Annotated in this window: 20 protein-coding genes; 7 read left to right on the forward strand and 13 right to left on the reverse strand. The window is 66.5% G+C overall.

Annotation, left to right across the window (positions count from 1 at the left end):
• Positions 1–48 precede the first annotated feature (48 nt).
• Positions 49–1,431, reverse strand: a complete 1,383-nt coding sequence (locus CH283_RS22155) for a phosphomannomutase/phosphoglucomutase (RefSeq protein WP_094642493.1) — start codon at positions 1,429–1,431, stop codon at positions 49–51.
• 195 nt (positions 1,432–1,626) lie between these two features.
• A complete protein-coding gene (locus CH283_RS22160; RefSeq protein ID WP_176460497.1) occupies positions 1,627–2,037 on the reverse strand; it encodes a DUF3499 domain-containing protein in 411 nt (136 codons plus the stop codon).
• A gap of 72 nt (positions 2,038–2,109) precedes the next feature.
• Here CH283_RS22160 and CH283_RS22165 point away from each other — a divergent pair, with 72 nt between their 5' ends.
• Positions 2,110–2,589, forward strand: a complete 480-nt coding sequence (locus tag CH283_RS22165; RefSeq protein ID WP_094642321.1) for a metallopeptidase family protein — start codon at positions 2,110–2,112, stop codon at positions 2,587–2,589.
• Between the two features lie 42 nt (positions 2,590–2,631).
• Here the strand turns inward: CH283_RS22165 and CH283_RS22170 are convergent, their stop codons facing one another.
• Positions 2,632–2,865: a WhiB family transcriptional regulator gene (locus CH283_RS22170; RefSeq protein ID WP_027496498.1), complete on the reverse strand. Its 234-nt coding sequence runs from the start codon at positions 2,863–2,865 to the stop codon at positions 2,632–2,634.
• A 732-nt stretch (positions 2,866–3,597) separates the two neighbouring features.
• Between CH283_RS22170 and cofD the strand changes: the two genes are divergently transcribed.
• From cofD to CH283_RS22185, 3 genes are all read left to right on the forward strand, one after another.
• A complete protein-coding gene (gene cofD, locus CH283_RS22175; protein ID WP_094642322.1) occupies positions 3,598–4,572 on the forward strand; it encodes a 2-phospho-L-lactate transferase in 975 nt (324 codons plus the stop codon).
• Positions 4,569–5,948, forward strand: a complete 1,380-nt coding sequence (locus tag CH283_RS22180) for a coenzyme F420-0:L-glutamate ligase (RefSeq protein WP_068045708.1) — start codon at positions 4,569–4,571, stop codon at positions 5,946–5,948. Before cofD ends, CH283_RS22180 begins: the two co-directional genes overlap by 4 nt.
• 91 nt (positions 5,949–6,039) lie before the next feature.
• On the forward strand, positions 6,040–6,501 hold the full coding sequence (locus CH283_RS22185; RefSeq protein ID WP_094642495.1) for an NUDIX hydrolase: 462 nt from the start codon (positions 6,040–6,042) through the stop codon (positions 6,499–6,501).
• A gap of 12 nt (positions 6,502–6,513) precedes the next feature.
• Here the strand turns inward: CH283_RS22185 and CH283_RS22190 are convergent, their stop codons facing one another.
• The 3 genes from CH283_RS22190 to rfbD are packed head-to-tail and all read right to left on the reverse strand — an operon-like array spanning position 6,514 to position 9,398.
• Positions 6,514–7,608 carry a sugar phosphate nucleotidyltransferase gene (locus CH283_RS22190; RefSeq protein WP_068045714.1) on the reverse strand — a complete coding sequence of 365 codons (1,095 nt, stop codon included), beginning with the start codon at positions 7,606–7,608 and terminating at the stop codon, positions 6,514–6,516.
• Complete coding sequence (locus CH283_RS22195; RefSeq protein WP_094642323.1) at positions 7,598–8,509, reverse strand: glycosyltransferase family 2 protein; 912 nt, start codon at positions 8,507–8,509, stop codon at positions 7,598–7,600. Before CH283_RS22195 ends, CH283_RS22190 begins: the two co-directional genes overlap by 11 nt.
• A 34-nt stretch (positions 8,510–8,543) precedes the next feature.
• Complete coding sequence (gene rfbD / locus CH283_RS22200) at positions 8,544–9,398, reverse strand: dTDP-4-dehydrorhamnose reductase (protein WP_094642496.1); 855 nt, start codon at positions 9,396–9,398, stop codon at positions 8,544–8,546.
• Between the two features lie 459 nt (positions 9,399–9,857).
• Between rfbD and CH283_RS22205 the strand changes: the two genes are divergently transcribed.
• Entirely contained in the window at positions 9,858–11,282 is a 1,425-nt protein-coding gene (locus CH283_RS22205; RefSeq protein WP_094642324.1) for an LCP family protein, read from the forward strand.
• A 58-nt stretch (positions 11,283–11,340) separates the two neighbouring features.
• Positions 11,341–12,081 (forward strand): TIGR03089 family protein, encoded by a 741-nt coding sequence (locus CH283_RS22210; protein ID WP_094642325.1) that lies wholly within the window; start codon positions 11,341–11,343, stop codon positions 12,079–12,081.
• On the opposite strand, the gene CH283_RS22215 is transcribed toward CH283_RS22210, so the two are convergent.
• From CH283_RS22215 to CH283_RS22225, 3 genes are read right to left on the reverse strand one after another with little or no spacing between them, the layout of a single operon-like run.
• A complete protein-coding gene (locus CH283_RS22215) occupies positions 12,069–12,458 on the reverse strand; it encodes a hypothetical protein (RefSeq protein WP_255183293.1) in 390 nt (129 codons plus the stop codon). The genes CH283_RS22210 and CH283_RS22215 overlap by 13 nt on opposite strands.
• On the reverse strand, positions 12,455–12,973 hold the full coding sequence (gene purE / locus CH283_RS22220; RefSeq protein ID WP_094642326.1) for a 5-(carboxyamino)imidazole ribonucleotide mutase: 519 nt from the start codon (positions 12,971–12,973) through the stop codon (positions 12,455–12,457). Before purE ends, CH283_RS22215 begins: the two co-directional genes overlap by 4 nt.
• A complete protein-coding gene (locus CH283_RS22225; RefSeq protein ID WP_373557670.1) occupies positions 12,966–14,168 on the reverse strand; it encodes a 5-(carboxyamino)imidazole ribonucleotide synthase in 1,203 nt (400 codons plus the stop codon). The genes purE and CH283_RS22225 overlap by 8 nt, the downstream gene beginning before the upstream one ends.
• A gap of 197 nt (positions 14,169–14,365) precedes the next feature.
• On the opposite strand from CH283_RS22225, the gene CH283_RS22230 reads away from it, so the two are divergent.
• Positions 14,366–14,926, forward strand: a complete 561-nt coding sequence (locus tag CH283_RS22230; RefSeq protein ID WP_179275573.1) for a GtrA family protein — start codon at positions 14,366–14,368, stop codon at positions 14,924–14,926.
• Between the two features lie 37 nt (positions 14,927–14,963).
• Here the strand turns inward: CH283_RS22230 and CH283_RS22235 are convergent, their stop codons facing one another.
• From CH283_RS22235 to CH283_RS22250, 4 genes are read right to left on the reverse strand one after another with little or no spacing between them, the layout of a single operon-like run.
• Positions 14,964–16,283 (reverse strand): sensor histidine kinase, encoded by a 1,320-nt coding sequence (locus CH283_RS22235; protein WP_094642328.1) that lies wholly within the window; start codon positions 16,281–16,283, stop codon positions 14,964–14,966.
• Positions 16,284–16,289: 6 nt separating this feature from the next.
• Complete coding sequence (locus CH283_RS22240; RefSeq protein ID WP_037190266.1) at positions 16,290–16,970, reverse strand: response regulator transcription factor; 681 nt, start codon at positions 16,968–16,970, stop codon at positions 16,290–16,292.
• Between the two features lie 39 nt (positions 16,971–17,009).
• Positions 17,010–17,609: a PH domain-containing protein gene (locus CH283_RS22245; RefSeq protein ID WP_068045754.1), complete on the reverse strand. Its 600-nt coding sequence runs from the start codon at positions 17,607–17,609 to the stop codon at positions 17,010–17,012.
• Positions 17,610–17,656: 47 nt separating this feature from the next.
• The gene (locus CH283_RS22250) at positions 17,657–18,493 is read right to left on the reverse strand and encodes a biotin--[acetyl-CoA-carboxylase] ligase (RefSeq protein WP_094642499.1); all 837 of its coding nucleotides are present in this window, start codon (positions 18,491–18,493) and stop codon (positions 17,657–17,659) included.
• Positions 18,494–18,733: the final 240 nt, after the last annotated feature.

The raw sequence follows: 18,733 nt of genomic DNA on the forward strand, positions 1-18,733 counted from the left end.
ACCCTGCGCGAAACCGCTGTATACCCACTCATGAACCCTCGGTAACCACTATTCCAGTCCGGCGCGAACGATGCTCAATATCTCTGTCGAAAGCGCATCGACGTCCGCTTCGGTGCGTGCTTCGACGTTCAGCCGCAGCAGTGGTTCGGTGTTCGAGGCTCGGAGGTTGAACCAGGCACCGTCGGCAAGATCGACCGTCACCCCATCGAGTCGGTCGATGCCTGCAGTCCGATCGGCGAATGCCGCCAGGACCGCCTCGGTGCGTTCGGCGGCGTCGTCGACGGTCGAGTTGATCTCGCCCGATGCACTGTAGGTCTCGTAGCTGGCCATCATTTCCGACAGCGGACGGTCCTGTGCCCCGAGTGCGGCGAGAACGTGCAGCGCGGCGAGCATGCCGGAGTCTGCACCCCAGAAGTCACGGAAGTAGTAGTGCGCGGAGTGCTCACCGCCGAAGATCGCCCCGGTGTCGGCCATCTGCTGCTTGATGAAGGAGTGCCCCACTCGGGTACGAACCGGTGTGCCACCGAGCTCGGCGACCAATTCCGGAACCGCGCGTGAGGTGATCAGATTGTGGATGACCACCGCGCCCGGTTCCTTGGCCAGTTCCCGCTCGGCCACCAGGCAGGTGACTGCGGACGGCGAGACCGGGTCGCCCTTCTCGTCGACGACGAAGCACCGATCCGCGTCGCCGTCGAAGGCGAGTCCGATGTCGGCACCGGTCTCGACGACGAAACGCTGCAGATCCACCAGGTTCGCCGGATCGAGCGGATTTGCCTCGTGATTGGGAAAGCTGCCGTCGAGCTCGAAGAACAGCGGCTCGATCGTCACCGGCAACGGCCCGAACACCGCGGGCACCGTGTGACCGCCCATTCCGTTTCCGGCGTCGACGGCGATCTTCATGGATCCGATTCCCGACAGATCGACCAGGTCTCGGACGAACTGCGCGTATTCGTCGAGCACATCTCGCGATGTCGCTGTTCCGGACGGCCCGTCGAACTCCGGTACCCCGTCCACCAATTCGGCTTTGACCGTGGCCAGGCCGGTGTCCTGGCCCACTGGCTTGGCACCGGCGCGGCAGAGCTTGATCCCGTTGTACTTCGCCGGATTGTGACTGGCGGTGAACATCGCTCCCGGGCAATCGAGCATGCCGGAGGCGAAGTAGAGCTGGTCGGTCGACGCCAGCCCGATGTGCATCACGTCGAGGCCCTGAGCGGTGACGCCGTCGGCGAACGCCCGTGACAGTGCGGGCGAGGAATCACGCATGTCGTGGCCGATGACGACCGAGCGCGCGGCCCCTACCTCGTCGCGAACCAGTCGCGCGAACGATGCACCGACGTCACGCACGAACGCCTCGTCGATCTGTTCACCTACGACGCCACGGACGTCGTAGGCCTTGATGACGGCGTTGACGGACTCTGCGGTTCGGGCCACGAAGATTCTCCTGGTGATCGTTCTTGACGACGCCGCACATCGGCGTCGGAATCGAGCGTCGGTAGCGGTGCGATCCACACCGAGTATCGGCATACCGCAGCTGTCCGTTTCGGTCCTGCTCGTCGAACCTTGCCAGACGGCAGACGGACCGGCCAGTCGGACCGACGCACACCACACTCGGTGTGCTCGGGCTGCTCAGGACGTGGGGTCGGGAAGAACTCGAAGGTGCCCGCGCCTGCCCGTTCGGACGGCCGGAGCGGATCGGCGTTCGGTGTCGGACGGCCGTGAGCTCGAGCGGTCGGAGCTCTCGCGGTCCTCGGACCGGACGCGATCGCCGCGGCCGGCCTCGCGGACGGCCTCGGCCAGAGCCGTCAGGTCGTCCTCGTCGGGGCTCGACGTCGAGTAGCCGCCTTCGTAGCGCACCAGTTCCCAGCCCTTGGGAGCGGTGGTGGTCGACGCGTGCACCTCGCACAGATCCCAGGAATGCGGTTCGTCGACTGTGGCCAGCGGCCCGACGACCGCGGTGGAATCGGAGTAGACGTATGTGAGCGTCGCAACGGCAGAACGGTTGCAACCAGGCCTGCAGCAGCCACGCAGTGATCTCACGAGTGCAGAGTATCCGGTGGGTGCAACCGACCGAACGACCGACACACCGGACGAGCGCGATAACCTCCCCCTATGCCTCGATTCTCATCCGCGCGCAGGATCACCTCTCGGTCCGTGGCCCGGCACGGACGCGGCGTCCGCGGACCGGTTCTGCCCGAGGACATCCCGGCCAGGCGCTCACGAGCGGAGAAGTTCGACCGGCTGGTACTCGAAGCGTTCGCGCGGATCGATCATCGATGGCACGAGAAGCTCTCGAAGCTCGACATCGCCGTGGACGAGGTACCCAAGATCAGGGCGTTGGACCCGGAATCGGTGACGTGGCCACCCGAGGTGGTGGCAGAGGGTCCGGTACCGCTCTCGCGACTAGTACCAGCAGGCATCGACAAGCGCGGAGAGACGACACGTGCCAGGGTGGTGCTGTTCCGGCGGCCGCTCGAGCGGCGGGCGAAGCACCCGGAGGACTTGGAAGATCTGTTGTTCGAGGTTCTGGTGGAGCAAGTGGCCACGTACCTCGGCATTGATCCCGACGAGGTCGACCCGGCCGGGGTATGAACGATCCGTGCGGTTCCGATCACCGAGACCGAACGGAACCGCTCAGCCGATTCCGCGCTTGAGCCTGCGACGCTCGCGCTCGGACAAACCGCCCCAGATACCGAACCGCTCGTCGTTGGCGAGCGCGTACTCGAGGCACTCGTCCTTGACCTCACAGCCGAGGCAGATGCGCTTCGCCTCGCGGGTGGAGCCACCCTTCTCCGGGAAGAAGGCCTCGGGATCGGTCTGCGCACACAGAGCGCGCTCCTGCCACTGATCCTCGATCTCCTCGAACATCTCGTCGAAACCCGCGACGAGACTGAGGAACGGCTTGGCCGGGGGAACCGACTCGGCGACGAACGGCATCGAGTCGATGTCGGAATCGGAATCGAGCTCTGTGTCGGAATCCGAGTCCAGTTCGGCGTCGACGACATCGACCTCGTTGTCGGACTCGTCCGTTCGGCCGACGTACGCAGAACCCGCGTCGATCGAGACGCTCGAATCTGCGCCGATGCCGGACTCGGTTTGCGGCGCGTCGTCGACAGCGCTGAGATGTGCAGTGGGTCCGCCCCGCTGATCACGTGTCACGTGCTGGTCATACATCGCTTCCGCCTCCTCACCTGTGGTAGCGCAGATACTTTCGGTCCTCGTGTTCTCGAATACCTTGCCCCGCGCCGGTATTCGATCGAGCTGGTCCAACGTGCCGATCCGACTCTCGACCTCTACTCGACGTCCAGTCAGGGACGAACAGGAAGGGAACGAGTGTTCGAAACCAGGTTCGCTGCAATCGAACTCGTGTTGCGAACACTGAATGACATACCTGTGATTAGACACGTCCAGGTGTGTCGCGGTCAAGCCGATCGCACAAATCCAATACCATCACATGCCCGAAATCGGCGCTCTCCCCGGATCGAAGCCCGTCCCGTGCGTGTCGCATCGGTTCTCCCGGTCACAAACAGTCCCCGCGGACGTCGGCCCACGGGTGGGCGCTCACCCCGCACCACCGCAACCCCACTAGGCTCGCATGTTGTGAAAGTTACTGTTCTGGTCGGTGGCGTCGGTGGCGCTCGGTTTCTGCAGGGCCTGAAAACCTTGTTCGGCGACGAGCCCGAGCACGAGATCACCGCCGTGGTCAACGTCGGTGACGACGTGTGGATGCACGGTCTTCGCATCTGCCCGGATCTCGACACGTGCATGTACACCCTCGGCGGAGGAATCGACACCGAGCGAGGCTGGGGGCGCATCGCGGAGACCTGGAACGCTCGGGACGAGTTGGCAGCCTACGGTGCCGATCCCGACTGGTTCGGACTCGGCGACCGCGACATCGCCACACACCTGATCCGCAGTCGTATGCTGCGCACCGGCTTTCCGCTGTCCGCCGTCACCGAAGCGCTGTGCAACCGTTGGCAACCCGGAGTTCGGCTCCTGCCCGTCACCGACGACCGCTCCGAGACCCATGTCGTCGTCACCGATCCGGACGACCCGACCGGGGAGCAGCAGCGCGCAATTCACTTCCAGGAGTGGTGGGTTCGGTACCGCGCACAGATTCCGACCCACAGCTTCGCCAACATCGGAGCCGAACAGGCAACTCCGGCACCGGGAGTCGTCGAGGCGATCACCGAGGCCGACGCCGTCGTCCTAGCTCCGTCCAACCCGGTGGTGAGCGTCGGTGCGATCCTCGCGGTGCCGGGTATCCGCGGGGCGCTTCGCACGACGGCCGCCAAAGTGGTCGGCCTCTCCCCCGTCGTCGACGGTAAGCCGTTGCGCGGCATGGCCGACGAGTGCCTGTCCGTCATCGGAGTCGAGACCACGGCGCAGGCGGTGGGCCGTCACTACGGAAGCCGAAGCGGTACCGGCATTCTCGACGCATGGCTGGTGCACACCACCGATACGGCGGTCGTCGACGGGGTGGACGTGCAGTCTGTTCCGTTGCTGATGACCGACCCCGAGACCACAGCGGTCATGGCCCGAACCGCTCTGCGCGCAGCCGGACTCGACCTGTGACCGACACTCGCGATACCGACTCGCTCCGGTCGGCACCCGAGGATCACGCTCCGGGCGGCTCGATCGAGATACTGCCGGTCACCGGCCTCCCCGAGTTCCGGCCGGGCGACGATCTGGCCGCGACCGTTGCGGACCGAGCGCCGTGGTTGCGTGACGGAGACATCCTGATCGTCACCAGCAAGATCATCTCGAAGGTCGAGGGCCGTCTTGTGCAGGCACCTCGCGATGCGGACGAGCGAGACGCCGCCCGCAGAGTCCTCGTGGAACAGGAAGCAGTGCGCATCGTCGCACGCAAGGGCCGAACCCTCATCACCGAGAACCGACTCGGCATCGTGCAGGCCGCGTCGGGAATCGACGGCTCCAACGTCGACGGAGGCGAACTGGCACTGCTGCCCGAGAACCCCGACGCCAGTGCCGCCGCGCTCCGCACTGCCCTCGGCGCACTGCTGGGGGTGACGGTCGCCGTGGTCGTCACCGACACGATGGGACGGGCGTGGCGGATCGGCCAGACCGACGCCGCCATCGGTGCGGCGGGCCTGGGCGTCGTCCACGCGTATGCCGGAGCCGAGGACGGTCAGGGAAACGAGCTCGTGGTCACCGAGGTCGCGATCGCCGACGAGCTCGCGGCCGCAGGCGATCTGGTGAAGGGAAAGCTCGGCGGAGTTCCGATCGCGGTCGTGCGCGGACTGACCCCCGTCGACGACGGTTCCACCGCGGCGACGCTTCTGCGCGGCGGCGAGGACGACCTGTTCTGGCTCGGTACCGCCGAGGCACTCGATCGCGGTCGACGCGAGGCGCTGCTGCGCCGACGCTCGGTGCGGTCGTTCACCGACGAACCGGTCGATCCCGACGCCGTTCGAGCGGCCGTTGCCGATGCCCTCACCGCCCCGGCCCCGCACCACACCCGTCCGGTTCGATTCGTCTGGGTCAGAACCCCTGCCGTCCGGCGTCGACTGCTCGAGACGATGCGTGAGCAATGGCGAGCCGACCTGGCCGGCGACGGGCTGAGCGAGGAGCGGATCGCGGCGAGACTGAGCCGCGGCGACATCTTGTTCGACGCCCCGGAAATCGTGATCCCGTTCTGCGTGCCCGACGGCGCGCACTCGTACCCCGACGAGAGGCGTCGAACCGCGGAGGACACGATGTTCACCGTGGCTGTCGGTGCGGCCGTGCAGGGGTTGCTCGTCGCCCTCGCGGTGCGTGAACTGGGCAGCTGCTGGATCGGTTCCACCATCTTCGCCGCCGATACCGTGCGCGCCGAACTCGGCCTGCGCGCGGATTGGAAAGCCATGGGAGCCATCGCAATCGGGCATCCCAGCGAATCGCTGACCGTCAGGGATCCGGTGGTTCCCGGGTCGTCACTGGTGGAGCTCTGACGTGTCGGCGTCCACACTGTGGCACTCGGTCGCCACGACACTCGACCGATGGGCACCCTCCGATTCGAACGACGAGTCGCTTCGACACACGATGCTGGCGTTTCTCGACAGCAACCCGGACGCCTGCCTGCGGGCCAACGAGGCCGGCCATTTCACCGCGTCCTCGTTGGTGCTCGACACGTCGGGTACCCATGTGCTGCTGACCCTGCATCCGAAGGTCGGTCGGTGGATTCAACTCGGCGGCCACTGCGAACCGTCGGACAGCACGGTTGTCGACGCAGCGCTACGGGAGGCCACCGAGGAATCCGGGATCGCCGATCTGACGGTCGACCCGATCATGCTCTCCGCGCACACGCATCCGATCACCTGCTCGCTCGGTAAGCCGACGCGGCACCTCGACCTGAGGTTCCTGGTCCGAGCCCCGGACGGAGCGCGAGCAGTCCGCAGCGAGGAATCGACGGATCTGCGCTGGTGGCCGGTCGATGCTCTGCCCGACGACGCGGAGCGCGAGACGATCGACCACCTCGTCTCGCTCGCCGCGCGTCGCCGGTAGGGACCGCCTGGGTCAGACGTCGGTGGAGAAGCGGACTCCACCGTCGGGCAACTTGACGCCTGGCCACACGCGCGCGCCGCGGAGCAACTCGCAGCGGGCTCCGATGTCGGCACCGTCGCCGATGACCGCGTCGCGCACCAGAGCGCGGGGTCCGATACGAGCACCGAAGCCGAGAATCGATCGCTCGACGACGGCACCCGCTTCGACGACGGCACCGTCGAACACGACGGCTCCGTCGAGGCGGGCACCCGCTCCGATCTCGGCACCGCGTCCGACGACGGTTCCACCGATCAGCAGTGCGCCCGGTGCCACTCCCGCGCTCGGATGTACCAGCGATTCGCCGCGGTCCCCGTGCAGCGCAGGCGACGGCGCGATGCCGCGAACCAGATCGGCCGAGCCCTTGACGAAGTCCTCGGGTGTTCCCATGTCGCGCCAGTACGCACTGTCGACGTGTCCGTAGACCTTCTTGCCCTCGGCGAGCAAGGCCGGGAACACTTCTCGCTCCACCGACACCGGACGGCCGGCCGGAATGGACTCGATGATCTCGCGCTTGAAGACGTAGCACCCGGCGTTGATCTGATCGGTCGGCGGATCCTGCGTCTTTTCGAGAAACGCTGTCACTCGGCCGGATTCGTCGGTCGGCACGCAGCCGAACGCGCGCGGGTCGCCGACACGAACCAGGTGCAACGTGACATCGGCATCGGTGTTCCGGTGCGTGTCGAGGACCGCGGTCAGATCGGTGCCGCCGAGGACGTCGCCGTTGAAGACCATGACGTTGTCCGCGCGCAGGCGCGGCAGGACGTTCCTGATGCCGCCACCGGTACCCAGCGGCTCGGTCTCGAACACGTACTCGAGGTCGATGCCCATCGAGGACCCGTCCCCGAAATGCTGCTCGAACACTTCGGCTTTGAACGACGTTCCGAGGACGACGTGCTCGATACCCGCGGCCTTGATGCGCGCCAGCAGGTGCGTGAGGAACGGCAGGCCTGCGGTGGGGAGCATCGGCTTGGGTGCCGAGAGTGTCAGCGGCCGGAGCCGAGTTCCCTTGCCGCCGACCAGAATGACTGCGTCGGTACGTGCGGCGACCGATGTGGGACTATCCGGCATGTCCAGCCTCTGTTCTCTCGTCCGATTCTCGTCCGTCAACTGCTCGCGCCCGAAGCGCCGAGGCCACAACGATCTTCGAACGAAGACCGAGACCGCCACGCAGGGCCCATCGTAAGGGAGCCTGCCACGTTCGGTCGTGTCGATCGGCCTGGAAGCGGTACGCACTGGTGTGATGTGCGGGCAACATCACTTCCGGATGCCGTCCTGCCGCATGGCCTTTCGAGTGGGTCACCTCGACGTCGGGAACGTAGACGTTGTGCCAGCCCGCTCTGCCCAGACGGTCGCCGAGATCCACGTCCTCCATGTACATGAAGTAGCGCGAGTCGAATCCGCCGATCGAATCGAACGCCGAACGCCGCAGCAGCAGACAGGATCCCGACAGCCACCCCACCGGCCGCTCGCTGACGGTCTCGTTCTCCTGGCGATACCGCCGAGTCCACGGGTTCGTCGGCCAGAGCTTGCCGAGCACCGCGTGGCCCGCACCGGACGTGAGATCGGGTACCGACCGTGCCGACGGGTACCGCGAGCCGTCCGGCTCGCGAATGAGCGGTCCGAGGGCACCTGCCCGTGGCCACCGCGCCGCTGCGTCGAGCAGACCGTCGAGCGATCCGGGATGCCACCGCACGTCCGGATTGGCCACGACGACGAACTCGATGTCGGGGTCGATCTCGGCCACCGCGCGATTGACCGCTGCGCCGTAGCCGATGTTCGCGCCGGTTCGCAGCAACTCTGCTTCCTCGAACGCGACCTCCGCTGCCTCGGGCGCGCCGTCGACCGAGCCGTTGTCCGCCATGATCACCCGAAGGGGACGCGTCGTCGCCTCACGTAGAGACGTCAGGAACTGGTCAAGGTATTCGCCGGGTGAATAGGTCACCGTCACCACGGCCAGCTCGGAACTCACGCGGGCAAGACTAGCCCGATCTCGCGTCGAACCCTCATGTCGACTGCGTCAAGGCTGCTGTCAACGCATCCGACCACGGCCGCGCCGGGGTCAGGCCGGCATCGACCCACGCCGTCGGTGAGAGCACCGAGTACGCGGGCCGAGGGGCCGGAACCACGTACTCGGCGCTCGAGCACGGCTCGACTCGCTCGGGATCGGCACCGATCCCCGCGAACACCGCGCGTGCGAGGTCGAACCAGCTGGCCTGCCCCGCATTGGTGAAGTGCAGCGTTCGTCCGCGCACAGCAGGGTCGGCTTCGATCTCGAGCAGGCCCGACGCCAGATCCAGGGCGAACGTGGGCGAACCGATCTGATCGTTCACCACGGAGATCGTTTCGCGCTCGCCTTCGAGTCGGCGCATCGTGGTCACGAAATTCTTGCCGGTGTTGTCGTACACCCAGGCGGTCCGCACGACCACGGCCTCGGGCAGCTCCTCGTGCACAGCGAGCTCGCCTGCGAGCTTGGTGCGTCCGTACGCCGACTGCGGTGCGGTCTTCGCATCGACCTCGTACGGTTCGGTTGCTGTGCCGTCGAACACATAATCGGTGGAGACGTGGATCAACCGGGCTCCGACACGCCCGCAGGCGCGCGCGAGATTTCGAGGGCCGTCCGCGTTGACCGCCGACGCCCTGTCCTCGTCGGTCTCGGCGGCATCGACGGCGGTGTAGGCAGCGCAGTTGATCACCGTTGCCCCCGCGCTCACCGCGGCGTTCACGGCGTCGGGGTCGGTGATGTCCAGGTCGGCGGACGAATATCCGAACACCTCGACTCCGTCACCTCGTTCGGCGGCCAGAGACATCACTCGGCGGCCCAACTGGCCGTGTGCACCGGTCACCACGATCGCATTCACGGTTGCCAAGTGTGGCACGCCGCGTTCGCTTCGGCGAGGCAGCGACCGGTGACAAGTAACCTTCGAACGGCGGGGGGGGAGAACAACGAAGTAGGCAGGTTTCAGGCCGGCCGGAAACGAGAGAGGGTCGTCACGGTGCCACGAGATCCAGGCACGCCCGGAGGTGAGCGCACTCCCCCGCCGAGGCGGAGCGCTCCCCGGCGATCCGACGATCCCCGAGCGCGCACCTCGGGACGCTCCAGCGAGCGCGAGGGCGCCGCCCACCGATACGTCGACGACGAGCACCGCGGAGAACTCCGCACCGGAGAACGCAGACATGGCGCTCCCAGCGAACGCCCGACCAGATCCCGTCGTCCCGATCGGCGAACCCCTCGCGGTGGCGTCGAGCGACCCGGATCCGACGGCAGGGTCCCTCGGGTCGGCAGTACCCGCTGGCCCGCGACCCACGTCGCGGTCGCAGTGTTCTCGATTCTCGTCCTGCTGGTGACCGGTTTCGCGTGGCGCAGTGTCGACAGCCTGCGCTCCAATATCGCCACCGCGGGTGGTCTCGGTCTCGGCGGAGCCGCCGACGGTGCCGTCGACATTCTGATGGTCGGCACGGACAGTCGTACCGATGCCCACGGCAATGCGTTGTCCCCCGCCGAACTCGCATCCCTCAATGCCGGCGAAGAGGTGGCGTCCAACACCGACACGATCGTGTTGATCCGAGTTCCGAACGACGGTTCGTCGGCCACCGCAATTTCCATTCCGCGGGACTCGTACGTCGAGGTACCCGGTATCGGCATGTCCAAGATCAACGCCGCGTACGGCGCGACCAAGGAGAACAAGCGACTCGAATTGGTCGAGCAAGGGGTGACGGACGCCGATGCCGAATCCCAGGCGACCGAGGCCGGCCGAGAGGCCCTCATCGATTCGGTCGCCAACCTCACCGGCATCACCGTCGATCACTATGCCGAGGTGGGGCTGCTCGGCTTCGTGCTGCTGACCGATGCCGTCGGCGGTGTCGAGGTGTGCCTGAACAACCCTGTGCAAGAACCACTGTCGGGTGCGAACTTCCCCGCGGGCGAGCAGAATCTCTCCGGTTCGCAGGCTCTGAGTTTCGTCCGACAGCGGCACGATCTTCCGCGCGGAGATCTGGACCGCATCGTGCGCCAGCAGGTGTTCATGGCCTCGCTCGTGCGGAGTGTGCTCAGCGCCAAGACGCTGAGCAACCCCGGCAAACTGGGCCAACTCAGCACCGCGGTGCAGCGATCGGTGACTCTCGATTCCGACTGGGACATTCTGCAGTTCGCCACTCGCCTGCAGGATCTCGCCGGCGGCAAGGTCAAGTTCGAGACGATTCCGGCAGTCGACATCAATGCGACGACCGACTACGGCGAATCGATCGTGCAGGTCGATCCCGCTGCGGTGAAGAAGTACGTCGCAGGCCTGCTCGCCGACGGTAATTCGGCGGAGGCCAACGCCGAGGATTCGGACGCGCCGGCTGTCGATCCGTCGACGGTGACCGTCGACGTCGCGAACGACAGCGGTATCGACGGGCTGGCCAACGGTGTCGCCGGTTCGTTGACGGCGTTGGGGTACGTCGACGGCACCATCGGAAACTACGAGGGCGCGTCGATCTCGGCGAGCCGCATCCAGGCTGCCGATGTGGACAGCGATGCCGCGCGCGCCGTCTCGGCAGCGCTCGGCGGACTGCAGATCACCGCGGACGACACCCTGTCGGCAGATACCGTTCGGGTGGTCCTCGCGAACGACTACGCGGGGCCGGGCTCGGGTCAGGCCGCGACGGCGGAAACCGTTGCTCCCGAGTCGGGTACGGCGGTTCCCGAGGCACCGGCTGCTCCGATCGACGCCGGTTCCGTCGGCCCGATGTGCGTCAACTGATCGGCGTTCGCTCAGAGCGTGTGAATCGGAGTCGTCGAGCGTCATCTAGGGTCGTGGGGTGGCTTCGAATCTGACTCAGACCCTGCTCGACCCGATTCTCGCCGCCGATCCGGCCGGTCCGCGCATCACGTTCTACGACGACGCGACCGGTGAGCGGGTCGAGGTGTCGGCGGTGACCCTCGCGAACTGGGCGGCCAAGACCGCCAATCTGTTGCGCGACGAGTTCGGCTTCGAGGTGGGTGGCAGGGTGAGTGTGCTGTTGCCCGCGCACTGGCAGACGGCTGCGGCGCTGCTCGGAATCTGGTGGGCAGGCGGCGAGGTGATCCTCGGGGCCGACGACTCCGCGGACGTCGCGATGGTGTCGGGTGATCGGCTCGACGAGGCTCCCGACACAGAAGAGGTGCTGGCCTTCTCGCTCGACGCCTTCGGCAAGGCGGTCCCCGATCTGCCGATCGGGATGACCGACTACGCGACATCGGTGCGGGTGCACGGCGATCAGTTCAGGGTCGCAGGTTCCGGGAGCGCGGGTTCTGGGAGCTCAGCCGCGGCGCTGGACGGACGCTCGGTGGACGAGGTTCTCGCGGCCGCTCGTGAGCGAGCCGACGCACGGGCCTGGACGGCCTCGGACCGGGTCATGTCCAGCGCGTCCTGGACCACAGCCGACGAGCTGATCGACGGTCTGCTCTCGGTACTCGTCGTGGGGGCGTCACTGGTTCAGGTGGCACATCCGGACGAGGGTAAGTCGCAGCGGCGCGCCGAGACCGAGAAGGTCACCGGCACTTTTGGTCAGCCAGGCTGACGGTAGCCGCCGTCGGCGAGTCCGGCCTCGATCTCGTACTTGTTCGCCGGGCCCCGATGTCGCGCTTCTTCGGCGAGGTAGCGGAACGGGAAGGTGAGCCCGAAGTTCGCCCATTGGTCTGCATGTACGGCCTCGTGTCGCAGTACCCGACGGGCGGTGTTGCCCTTCGTCAGGTAGGCACCGCCGAATGTCGTTCCGCCGCGGCCGAATCCGCCACGCAGACCGGTGCACACGAACAGGGAGAATTCGTCGTCGAAGCGCGCCGTGCCGCGCCAGAGTCGGGCATAGAACAGCGCCAGCCGCGTCACCAGCATGGACTGCCGACTACCGCGACCGGCGCGCCGGATCTGCTCGCTTCGTGACACGGCTGCGCTCACCCGAGCAGAGTGGTGCGCAGAGCTTTGTCCTTCTCGAGCACCATGGCCTCGAGTGAGGCCTGGAACGCGGACATCCGTTCTTGCAGAGCCGGATCGGAGGCACCGAGAATCCGTACCGCGAGCAACCCTGCGTTGCGTGCACCGCCGATGGAGACCGTGGCCACGGGGACTCCGGCGGGCATCTGAACGATCGAGAGCAGCGAGTCCATACCGTCGAGGTACTTCAGCGGCACCGGCACGCCGATGACCGGCAACGGCGTGGCCGACGCGACCATGCCGGGCAGGTGGGCCGCTCCCCCGGCCCCGGCGATGATCACGCGGATCCCCCGACCTGCGGCCTCGCGGGCGTAGTCGAGCATGCGCTGCGGGGTGCGGTGCGCGGACACGACGCCGACCTCGAAGCGAATTCCGAACTCCGCGAGCGCTTGTGCCGCGGCTTCCATCGTCGGCCAGTCGGAGTCGCTGCCCATGATCAGGCCGACGGATGGGCCTGAGTCGATCGTGTTGTCAGTCATCGTGCGGGTCCCATCCGTCGGTCCATTCGGCGTGCGACATCCAGTGCGCTGCGCGCTCGGCTCGCTCGCGCACCGAGGCCACGTAGGCGGGGTCGGCGAGCGAACCCGATTGCGCGCCCAGGATGTTCACGTGTCCGATCTTGCGATCCTTGCGCTCGCCCTTGCCGTACAGATGCACCTTCGCATCGGGCATTCGGGCGAACAGGTGATGCAGCCGCTCGTCCATCGTCATCTCGGGGGCCTGCGGCGCGCCCAGAATGTTGGCCATGACCGTCAGCGGAGCGAGTGGATCGGTGTCACCGAGCGGGTAGTCGAGGACCGCACGCAGGTGCTGCTCGAACTGCGAGGTGCGGCACCCGTCCATGGTCCAGTGCCCGGAGTTGTGGGGTCGCATGGCCAGTTCGTTGACCAGGAGCTTGCCGGAGGTGGTCTCGAACAGTTCGACCGCGAGGTCTCCGACCACGCCGAGCGCACCTGCGATGTCGAGGGCAAGCCTGCCTGCGAACGTGGCCACGTCCTCGTCGAGGTCGGGAGCCGGTGCCAGCACCACCGCGCACTGGCCGTTGCGCTGCACTGTCTGCACCACGGGCCATGCAGCTCCCTGGCCGAACGGCGATCGTGCCACCATCGCCGACAGCTCACGGCGCATGGCCACCTTCTCCTCCACCATGAGCGGTACACCCAGGTCGAGTTGTGCGGTGACGATCTCCTCGGCTTCCTCGGCGTCTGCGGGCATCCAGACTCCACGTCCGTCGTAGCCGCCGCGCACTGCCTTGAGTACCACCGGCCAACCGTGCTCGTCGCCGAACGCGATCGCGTCCTGCGCCCACGAGACCTCCGCGTAGGCGGGACCGGGCGCGCCCAGTTCGGCGAGCTTGCGACGCATGCGCAATTTGTCCTGGGCGAAGATCAACGCGCTCGGCGGCGGTTGTACGTTGACCCCTTCTGCCACGAGTGTCTCCAGGTGCGCGGTGGGCACCTGCTCGTGGTCGAAGGTGAGCGCATTGGATCCGGTCGCGGCAGTGCGCAGCGCATCGAGGTCGCCGTGGTGGCCGAAGACGACGTCGGGGCTGACCTGAGCTGCCGGCTCGTCGGCACCGGCGGCGAGAACGCGAAGAGTCTGTCCGAGTTCGATCGCGGACTGATGAGTCATGCGGGCGAGCTGACCGCCGCCGATCATCGTCACCACGGGCATTCCGGTCGACGACGGGCGCGCAGCAGTGGGGCGCGGTTCGGTACCTGTCACGGCTCACCATGGTGTCATGTCGCACGCATTCGGTCCGAACCGGCAGTCTCACTCGAGACGGCGGACTCGGCGAGGACCTGTGGAAACCCTGATGATCGGAGCCTCGGTTCGGCGGAACCGGAATGTGTTTCGTAGACTTCACCGTTGTGCCGACGATCGCAAGCGTGCTCCAGCGCTTACCCACGCCCCTTCGGGACCTCGCGATTCGGCACAGTGAGCTGATCAAGTTCGCCATCGTGGGTGGCACGACGATGGTCTTCGACCTCGTCATCTTCTATTCGCTCAGCCTGACGGTGCTCGAGCAGAAGCCGGTGATCGCCAAGATCATCTCGGGTGTCCTCGCCACCCTGCTCAGCTACTTCCTCAACCGTGAGTGGGCCTTCAAACACCGCGGCGGACGCGAGCGGCACCACGAGGCACTGCTCTTCTTCGCGATCAGCGGTATCGGTGTGCTCATCGCAGCCGGTCCGCTGTGGATCGCGAACAACGTCTTCGACATCCGCGATACCAGCGAATCCCTGACGACCGTGGTCATCATCGACTTCGTCCTCAACTACGTCATCGGCAACCTGTTGCAGATGGCATTCCGGTTCTGGGCACTACGCCGCTTCGCGTTCCCCGAGGACAACGCGCGCACGATCCTGGAAGTGGACGCCGAACGCAACGAGGATCCGACCGACGCAGCGGACGCACTCGACCAACCCTGAGATGCACCAACGCTGAGATGCACCGACCCTGGGATGCTCAGCGCGGTTCGCGCCGAGGCACCGCAGGCGACGGTTCCCGCCACGCAGGCAGAAACACCGAGAAGAGTGCCGGGCGGCGTCGCTGCAGTTCCAGACGTCCGCCGTCCGCCTCGATCAGCGCCCGGGCCAGTGCGAGCCCGACACCGGTGGAGCCGGCTCCCGAGAATCCGCGGTCGAAGATGTGCGGAGCAAGTTCGTTGTTCACCCCTGGCCCCTCGTCCGAGACCTCGACGCAGACAAGTCTTTCGCGGCGTCCCTCCGTGCTCTCGACGGCCGAGACGGCTCGAACCGCCACCGTGCACGCTCCCTCTCCGTGCACCAGGGAATTGTCGATCAGCACCGAGACCGCTTCGCGCAAGCGCGATCCGGTCACCGAGGCCTTCAGATCCGCGTCGCCCTTGATCGCCAGGGTACGACCCACGTCCTCGAAGTTTCGCTGCCATTCGACGATGGTTCCTGTCAGTTCCTCGACGACCGAGACCTCGTGCGCGTCGGCCGCGCCGTCACTACGAGAGGATCGAACGAGCTCGTCTATGGCAAGGGTCAGCCGATCCACCTGGTCCATCGCCTCGTTGGCCTCGTCTACCACCGCCGGGTCCGGGTGTGTGGAAATTTCGTCCAGGCGTAGACGGACAGCGGTCAGGCGACTGCGAAGCTGATGCGAGACATCGGCAACCAACGTGTGCTCACGCTGCAGCCGTCCGGCGATCTCGACGGTGGCCGAGTCCAGAACCTCCGAGACCCGATCGAGTTCGGCGATGCCGTGCCGTCGTGGATCCGGCCTGAAGTCGCCCTCGGCCAGGCGAGCAGCTCGCCGCGCCACATCCTGCAGCGGGTCGGCCAGGCGCTTGGCCGTCACGACGGCCACGACGGTGCCTGCCATCGCAGATGCGAGAACGACGAGCGTCACCGCTCCCAGCGCTTGGCGCTGAAGGGACCGCATGTCGTCGGACGGCACTTCGAGGCGAAGCGAACCCGAGGTACCCATCGACAGCGATTCCACCAGCGGGCGAGGCACGGACGACTGCCCGATGTCCGCGCGCGAGGCGGCATCCTCCGGAGTCGGATAGATGACCACGAGCCGGCCGCCCTGCGGGATCGCCAACCGGAGCGAGCCGATGTCGAGTTGACCCTCGATCAGCCCCGCAGACCCTTCCTGCGAGATGATCTCCGCTGCCATTCGATCCAGGCGTGCCTGCAGGTCGTTGCGGGTGAAATCCTCCACCCACAACCACGCGGTGTACATCAGGGGCAAACCGAGCAGCAACGCCGTCATCACGACGACGGCGAGAATCGAGACCAGAATTCGACGCCGCATCGACCGCTAGTCGCTGTTGATACGGAAGCCGACGCCGCGCACCGTGGCGATGCGACGCTCGGCCACCGGCCCTTCGTCGCCGATCTTGCGACGCAGCCAGGACATGTGCATGTCCAGAGTCTTCGATCCGCGCAACTCTGCGTCGCCCCAGACCTCACGCAGGATCACTTCGCGAGAGACGACCTGGCCCGCATGGTCGAGCAGGACCTTGAGCAGCTCGTATTCCTTGTTGGCGAGAGATATCTCGGTGCCACCGACCAGGACGCGTCGGGCAGCGGGCTCGAGACGAATCGCACCGACCTCGATCGGGGAATCCTCCCCGGCACCACGGCGGCGGAGCAACGCCCGTACGCGGGCCATGAGCTCGGCGAGCCGGAAGGGCTTACCGACGTAGTCGTCGGCGCCGGCGTCGAGACCGACCACGAAGTCGACCTCGTCGGTGCGTGCGGTGAGCATGAGTACGGCAACCTCGGATCGGTTGGCACGCACCTGCCGACACACTTCGAGGCCGTCCATCCCCGGCAGGCCGAGGTCGAGTATCAACAGGTCGAATTTTCCGTCCAGCGCACGCTGAAGGGTGGCGGGGCCGGTCTGTTCGACGGTCACCGTGTAGCCCTCGCGCCCGAGCGCTCGGGACAGGGGTGCAGCAATGGCTTCGTCGTCTTCGGCAAGCAGCACGTCGGTCACATCGGTCACCCTACGGTTCGAAGGTGAGAACAGCCTGTGTTACCTGCGTTTACCGGCTCGCCAACCGGGCTTGGACTCGCCGGCCGAATCCTCGGGTGTCGGCTCGAACGCCGCTTCCCGGCCGTGCACGGGTTCGCGACGGTACTCCATCGAGTCGAATACTTGCTGGTAGAGCAGCGAATGGACGCGTTGCACGTGCGGAATGTCGTCGAACTCGAGTGGGTCGTCCGATGCCGAGGCGATGATCAGCGTGCCGGTCCGCAACATCCGGTCGATCAGTCCGTGTCGAAACTGCACATTGCTGATTCGGCTCATCGGAATGTCGATGCCGGAATGGGTGAGCACACCCTGTCTGATCAACACTCGTCGATCGGTGACGATGAAATGCGTGCACTTCCAGCTGATCAGCGGCACCAGGCACCGCCACACGACGATCGCCGCCCACAGCACCGCTGTGGCGATCATGGCGGCGTTCGCAGCGGTCGATTCGAGGCGTGCACTCGCGGCCCCCAGCCCGACGCCTGCCAGGCCCGTGACGAGAACGAACGTGACCGACGGCAGGACGAGCATCTTCCAGTGGGGGTGATGATGAAGCAGGAGCTCTTCCTCGTCGGCCAACGCGTCCTGTGGATAACCCACGTGCACTCCTGACTACTCGCTACGACTTCCGTCGAGTCGATATGGTCTCACGCGAGAGGTCGCAGATGAGTGACATCACCGGCGGCCACGGCCAGCACCGACGGGTGATCGGACCCGGGGTGCTCGACCTCGATCACGATCCGGCCGTGCTCGTCGACGTCGACCGCGGTTCCGACCTTCTCGTCGCCGCCGGGCAGATCGACTCGCACACGCTGCCCGATCGTGCCGCACCTCTCCCGGTACCGGTGGGCGAGGGCGTCGGTGTTCCAGTTCGAGTCCCGCCACGAGTCCACCTCGGCGGCCATCCCCCGCAGAATCGCCCGAACCAACGTGTCGCGGTCGAGAACCGCGGCCCCCTCCAGCGCCAATGACGTCGCCGTGGGTACCGGCAACTCGTCGACGGTCATCGTCACGTTCACCCCGAGCCCGATGACGACAGTGGGCGACGGTCCGTGCGCGGCGACCTCGGCCAGGATGCCCGAGACCTTCTTGCCTCCGATGAGGACGTCGTTGGGCCATTTCAGCCGAGCGTCCACTTCACCGACGGTGCGCAACGCGTCGACCAGAGCGATTCCGGTCATGAGCGACACCCACCCGAGCACGGCGGGATCGATTCCCGGGAACTTCAGCAGCATCGACACGAGGATCTGCGACCGAGGCGCGCCGGAGAACGGTCGCGCATGCCTGCCACGTCCGCTGTCCTGGTGTTCGGCGATCAATGCCGTCCGGTCTGCGTAATTCGCAACCCCCGCGATCAGGTCGGCATTGGTCGAACCGGTCTCCGCCACCACGTCCAGCCGGGACCACGAGGCCTGCGGGCCGTCCACCAGTGCCCGACGAAGCGCGCGGACGTCCAGTGGTGGCCGATCGAGGTTTGTCCACATGCGCACCAGCATATGGGCTCGCCGACAGGCCGACGGCCTGTCGCCGACCACCCTCGGTCGGGGCGCAGATCACACTCGCAGTTAAAGTGGTTCCCCATGACCAGCGTCCAGGATTCCACTGCACACGGGTCGGCCGAAGCCCCCGATATCCATACCACTGCGGGTAAATTGGCCGATCTTCGTAAACGTCTCGCGGTTGCGGAGATTCCGTCCGGTGAGGCAGCGGTGGACAAGGTCCAC

This window comes from Rhodococcus sp. 05-2254-2, from assembly GCF_002259095.1.
Taxonomy (GTDB): Bacteria; Actinomycetota; Actinomycetes; order Mycobacteriales; family Mycobacteriaceae; genus Rhodococcoides.

What these genes read in the sequence shown, in the direction of transcription:
- CH283_RS22165 (WP_094642321.1), top strand. Translation starts at nt 2,110, where the DNA reads ATGCCTCGATTCTCATCCGCGCGCAGGATCACCTCTCGGTCCGTGGCC.
- CH283_RS22170 (WP_027496498.1), bottom strand. Translation starts at nt 2,865, where the DNA reads ATGTTCGAGGAGATCGAGGATCAGTGGCAGGAGCGCGCTCTGTGTGCG.
- CH283_RS22185 (WP_094642495.1), top strand. Translation starts at nt 6,040, where the DNA reads ATGCTGGCGTTTCTCGACAGCAACCCGGACGCCTGCCTGCGGGCCAAC.
- CH283_RS22190 (WP_068045714.1), bottom strand. Translation starts at nt 7,608, where the DNA reads ATGCCGGATAGTCCCACATCGGTCGCCGCACGTACCGACGCAGTCATT.
- purE (WP_094642326.1), bottom strand. Translation starts at nt 12,973, where the DNA reads ATGACTGACAACACGATCGACTCAGGCCCATCCGTCGGCCTGATCATG.
- CH283_RS22225 (WP_373557670.1), bottom strand. Translation starts at nt 14,168, where the DNA reads ATGCCCGTGGTGACGATGATCGGCGGCGGTCAGCTCGCCCGCATGACT.
- CH283_RS22235 (WP_094642328.1), bottom strand. Translation starts at nt 16,283, where the DNA reads ATGCGGCGTCGAATTCTGGTCTCGATTCTCGCCGTCGTCGTGATGACG.
- CH283_RS22250 (WP_094642499.1), bottom strand. Translation starts at nt 18,493, where the DNA reads ATGTGGACAAACCTCGATCGGCCACCACTGGACGTCCGCGCGCTTCGT.